Raw genomic sequence first — 4297 nt, 5'->3', positions numbered from 1 at the left:
AATTGTCGTCATGCGGCGTAGTGTCAAAAAAATGAATATACTCCTCGACAAGCTCAGGAGTTAGTTTTTTTATTACGATGTCCAATTAATTTTCCTAATTTATTATTGTCACAAGAGAACTTAATTTTTTTAAATTTTCCGCTCTAGTTTTATGTTTATACCCTAATTTCTTGCATATATCTTCTATTTTTACACAAAAAATATCTGCTGCGACTTCTTTCATTTGTAAATCATTATTAACTCTAATTGAATTGTGCCATTCAGATTCATCATCTAATGGATGCTTAGGTCTAAAAGGATGAATATTAAAAATCTTATGAGCACCTTGAGTAATCCAATTTGCCCCTACTTCGGTTACTGCTCCCCATTGATGACTCATTTTTTCACTGGTTACATAAATAACATACATTTTTTTATTTGAAATACTTTCAACAAAAAAATCTCTTAAGTATTTATATATGCTATATCCTTCTGGAATACGAGCTTCTTGATCTAAAGAATTGGTATAAATAATATCATGTTTTGGAACTCCATTATATATCAACATTTGATATATTACTTCTGATAAATCTCTATCTGCTTCTGTTTGACTTATGAGAATTTTCTTTTTTGAAGCTTCAATAATAGGTTTTAGGCTTAAACTAGGTGAATGTTTATAAATGATTTTTGTTATTAAATCTGCAGCATATTCTTTTTTTTGTATATCTTCTAGCTTTTCTGTAATTTCATTTGCCACATTTTTTGTAAAGGCTTCAACGCTTTGCTTAAACTCAATTTCTTTTGCTTTTTTATTCTCTAATTCTTTTATTCTATTTTCAATATCTTTTCTATCCGCATATCTTTCACGCATATCTACTATCTCAACTAAAAGATCCCTTAATCGATTTTTTACAGTAATATAACGTATATCATCACTTTTATAGCCTTGCCTGTTAGTTAAAGCCATATCTGGTAAATCTGTATCTTCAAAAAGATCAATAAAAAATTGCCCCACTACATAGACTTCTTGCAACCTGTTTTGTCCAATTAAGGGTAAAATATTAAACTCTCCCAATTTACCATTTGAAAACAATGAAATAAAATTATCAGGAAATTCTTCCGTTGATGTTTTTCGACCGCGTGTTGACTTATATGCTCCTATCCATCCCTCTATTATTAAATCTTTATCAATAAGTTGTCCATTTCTATTCTTTAATTTAATTTTTTCAATTATAGGCTCTCTTATTTTTAAAATATCTTTTTTTATATCTTCAAACTCAATAACAAAGTCATTACTTAAATAAGAATACTTACCAAATGTCATTAATACAGCTAATTCGCTAATAACAGTTTTGTCAAAATCTTCAATAATTTCTTCTTTATTGTTTTTAATTATATGTATTTTAAAATCCTTATTCACTATGGGAAACATCTTTAAAATATTTCTTTTTACTGTATCAATTCCTTTATTTAAAGAATATTGCGGATTAATCATTTGAACTGAAGTACCGTTGCCTTTGACTTTGTGAAATATTATTTCTTCTTCTTGAATAGGTTCTAACTTACCATCTTTTACCTTTCTTGATAATATAAAACCAGATTTTTCGTCTCCAGATATTGTTAACACTTTTACATTTTCAGATACAGCTAAGGCTGCTAGTTTGCCGATTCCTTTCCTTCCCATCCGCAGACGCCCAGAAGGAGTATAACTCTCTTCTTTTGTTGTTCTTGTTTCTTGAGCAACTTTCAAATATTTATTCAAGACATCTTGATACGACATGCCAATGCCATCATCTTCGACAATGATTGCTTTATCTGTTTCAATAATATAGACATTGTGAGCATCAGCATCATATGCATTTGCAATTAATTCAGATAAAACGTAATAAATATTTGTATAAAGACTAGGGCCTAACATTTCTAAAATTGCAGGAGAAATATAAAGAGGATATTCCTTAGTATTGCTCATAATTTCACCTATTCTATGTATTTTTTTAAATGATTATTAATACTTGTTCCTATAGCTTCTCCTAATTTCACTGGAACAGCATTACCTATGTGCCTAGCTATATCTCGGAATGAAAATTTTCTTTCGGGATTAATAAAGTTATATTCTGCAGGAAAAGTTTGCAATAATGCTCCTTCCCTTAATGATAAAGCGCGATCTTGTTCAGGATGTCCATATCTACCTGTCCCAAAAATATAAAACTGTGTTGTAATTGTGGGCCCTATAGCATCCCATTGCATGCGAGAATATACAGAAGTATATGTTTTTCCAGAATTCCTTTTATGACATGGGGAACGCAACTCTTCGGGCCAATCACGCCAAGAGCCCCCTGGGATAGAATGCTGAATTCTTTTTAAATTCAATTTCGATAAACTCGCAGCTCTATGCAATAAATCTTTATTGTCAACTTCTCCAGCATTAATTTTAGGAAGATTTTCTATAAATGGCCTAATAGTTACTTGACTTCTGTCGTGTGTGGGATGTATCAGTGTTATATCACCTAAAGTTGAGGCCAATAAAACAAGCCTTCTTCTGTTTTGAGGTATTCCGTAATCAGGACAATAAACAACTTGATAATATATGTGATACCCATTAGATTCTAATATTTTAATAAATTGTTCAAAAATTTTCGTTTTTCTAATTTGGGGAACATTTTCCATTGAAACTATTGTTGGATGAAGCTCTTCAATTAAACGACCAAATTCAAGTAATAAATCATATTTTTCATCGCTTTTATTTAAATCTATACCTAATTTCACTCTCATTTGAGAAAAAGGCTGACACGGCGCGCAACCAACAAGAATCCTGATGGCATCTTCGTCATAGCATTTTTCTAAATCTTCTGCATGAAGACTTCTTATATTAGCCTTATAGAAGGGTACATTGTTATTACTTTGATATGCATATTGACAAGTTTCGTCCAAATCAAATCCTGCTACTACTTGAATATTGGCATTCAATAAACCCCTTGTAAGCCCACCAATTCCGCAAAATAAATCTATAGCTTGTATTGACATTGAGCTTTTATCCTTATATATAGATACATACTTTGATAGATATAATCAAACAAAATTTTTATATTAACACATTACAATTGAAATTATAATGTTTATTTTTATAATTGTCAAATGACTATATTTTTATATTTAAATGAATAAAAAAACCCTACATTTTAATAGGGTTTCTTCTGGTGGAGATGCGGGGAGTTGAACCCCGGTCCGAAAGAATTGACTGGCAACCTTCTACATGCTTATCCGCTAAAAAATGTCTTCGTCAAATTTTTAGCGGCCAAAATTTGACGAACAAGTCCTTTTTGATAGTCCCCTTAAACGAAAGGACGAAACATCTAAGAGAACCCCGCCGGTTATGACGCCGTTCCAAGCCGCAGCGGGCTCAGCCTGTCGGCGTTAGCTGACTTAAGCAGCCAAAGCTACGCTATTGTTAGCGTTTATTGTTTTGCCGATTTTTAAGAAGCTCGGCGCTTCTGCATGCTTCTTTGCCGCCGAATTCTCCCGTCGAATCCAGTACATCCCCATAACAATCATTATTATATTATCATATGCAAATAATTTTGTAAAGGGCCAAGCTTTAGCCGCCCCGTTAGCATATTATCCCATAAAAATTTTTTACTATACAACCTCTAACGGTTGACAGCCGGCAAGTTTTAACTGATAATGTCAAATTAATACCATATAATTATAATCATATGAAAGAATTAGACAAAAGCACCCTAATCGAAAGAAGCATAATTAAAAAATACCGCAAACAAATATGGCGTCCCTTTATCCGCGCTATAGACGAATACGAACTTTTAAAAGAGGGCGACAAAATAGCCGTTTGCATTTCAGGCGGCAAGGATTCCTTTTTGATGGCTAAGTGCTTTCAAGAACTAAAGCGCCGAAGCCCCGTCAAGTTTGAGGTTGAATTTCTGGTGATGAATCCGGGATATTCCCCCGAGAATATGGAATTAATCTACCAAAACGCCCGACTTATGAACATTCCCATAACGGTATTTGAGACCAACATCTTTGAAGTAGTCGACCAGGCGGGCGGCTCGCCTTGCTATCTTTGCGCGAGAATGAGGCGCGGATATTTGTATAAAAACGCGCAAAACCTAGGCTGCAACAAAATAGCGCTCGCTCACCATATGGACGACGCCGTAGAAACGGTGTTGATGAGCATGTTTTACGGCTCGGAATTTAAGACCATGATGCCCAAGTTAAAGAGCGCTAACTTTAAGGGTATGGAGTTAATCCGCCCTATGTATATGATAAGAGAAAAATATGTCAAGGCGTGGGCTAGGTATAACGG

Annotated in this window: 3 protein-coding genes and 1 other RNA gene; 1 reads left to right on the top strand and 3 read right to left on the bottom strand. The window is 33.6% G+C overall.

Annotation, left to right across the window (positions count from 1 at the left end; genetic code table 11):
- Positions 1 to 94: 94 nt before the first annotated feature.
- The 3 genes from VIL26_07140 to ssrA all read right to left on the bottom strand — a co-directional run bounded on the left by VIL26_07140 (position 95) and on the right by ssrA (position 3520).
- On the bottom strand, positions 95 to 1948 hold the full coding sequence (locus VIL26_07140; protein ID HEY8390701.1) for an ATP-binding protein: 1854 nt from the start codon (positions 1946 to 1948) through the stop codon (positions 95 to 97).
- A gap of 8 nt (positions 1949 to 1956) precedes the next feature.
- Positions 1957 to 3003, bottom strand: a complete 1047-nt coding sequence (locus tag VIL26_07135) for a DNA cytosine methyltransferase (GenBank protein HEY8390700.1) — start codon at positions 3001 to 3003, stop codon at positions 1957 to 1959.
- Between the two features lie 171 nt (positions 3004 to 3174).
- Positions 3175 to 3520: a transfer-messenger RNA gene (gene ssrA / locus VIL26_07130) on the bottom strand.
- Positions 3521 to 3692: 172 nt separating this feature from the next.
- Here ssrA and VIL26_07125 point away from each other — a divergent pair.
- The coding region (locus VIL26_07125; protein ID HEY8390699.1) for an ATP-binding protein at positions 3693 to 4297 on the top strand (605 nt) is incomplete at its 3' end.

The organism is Clostridia bacterium (assembly GCA_036562685.1).
Taxonomy (GTDB): Bacteria; Bacillota; Clostridia; order Christensenellales; family DUVY01; genus DUVY01.
This window is presented reverse-complemented; position numbering and strand designations above follow the sequence as displayed.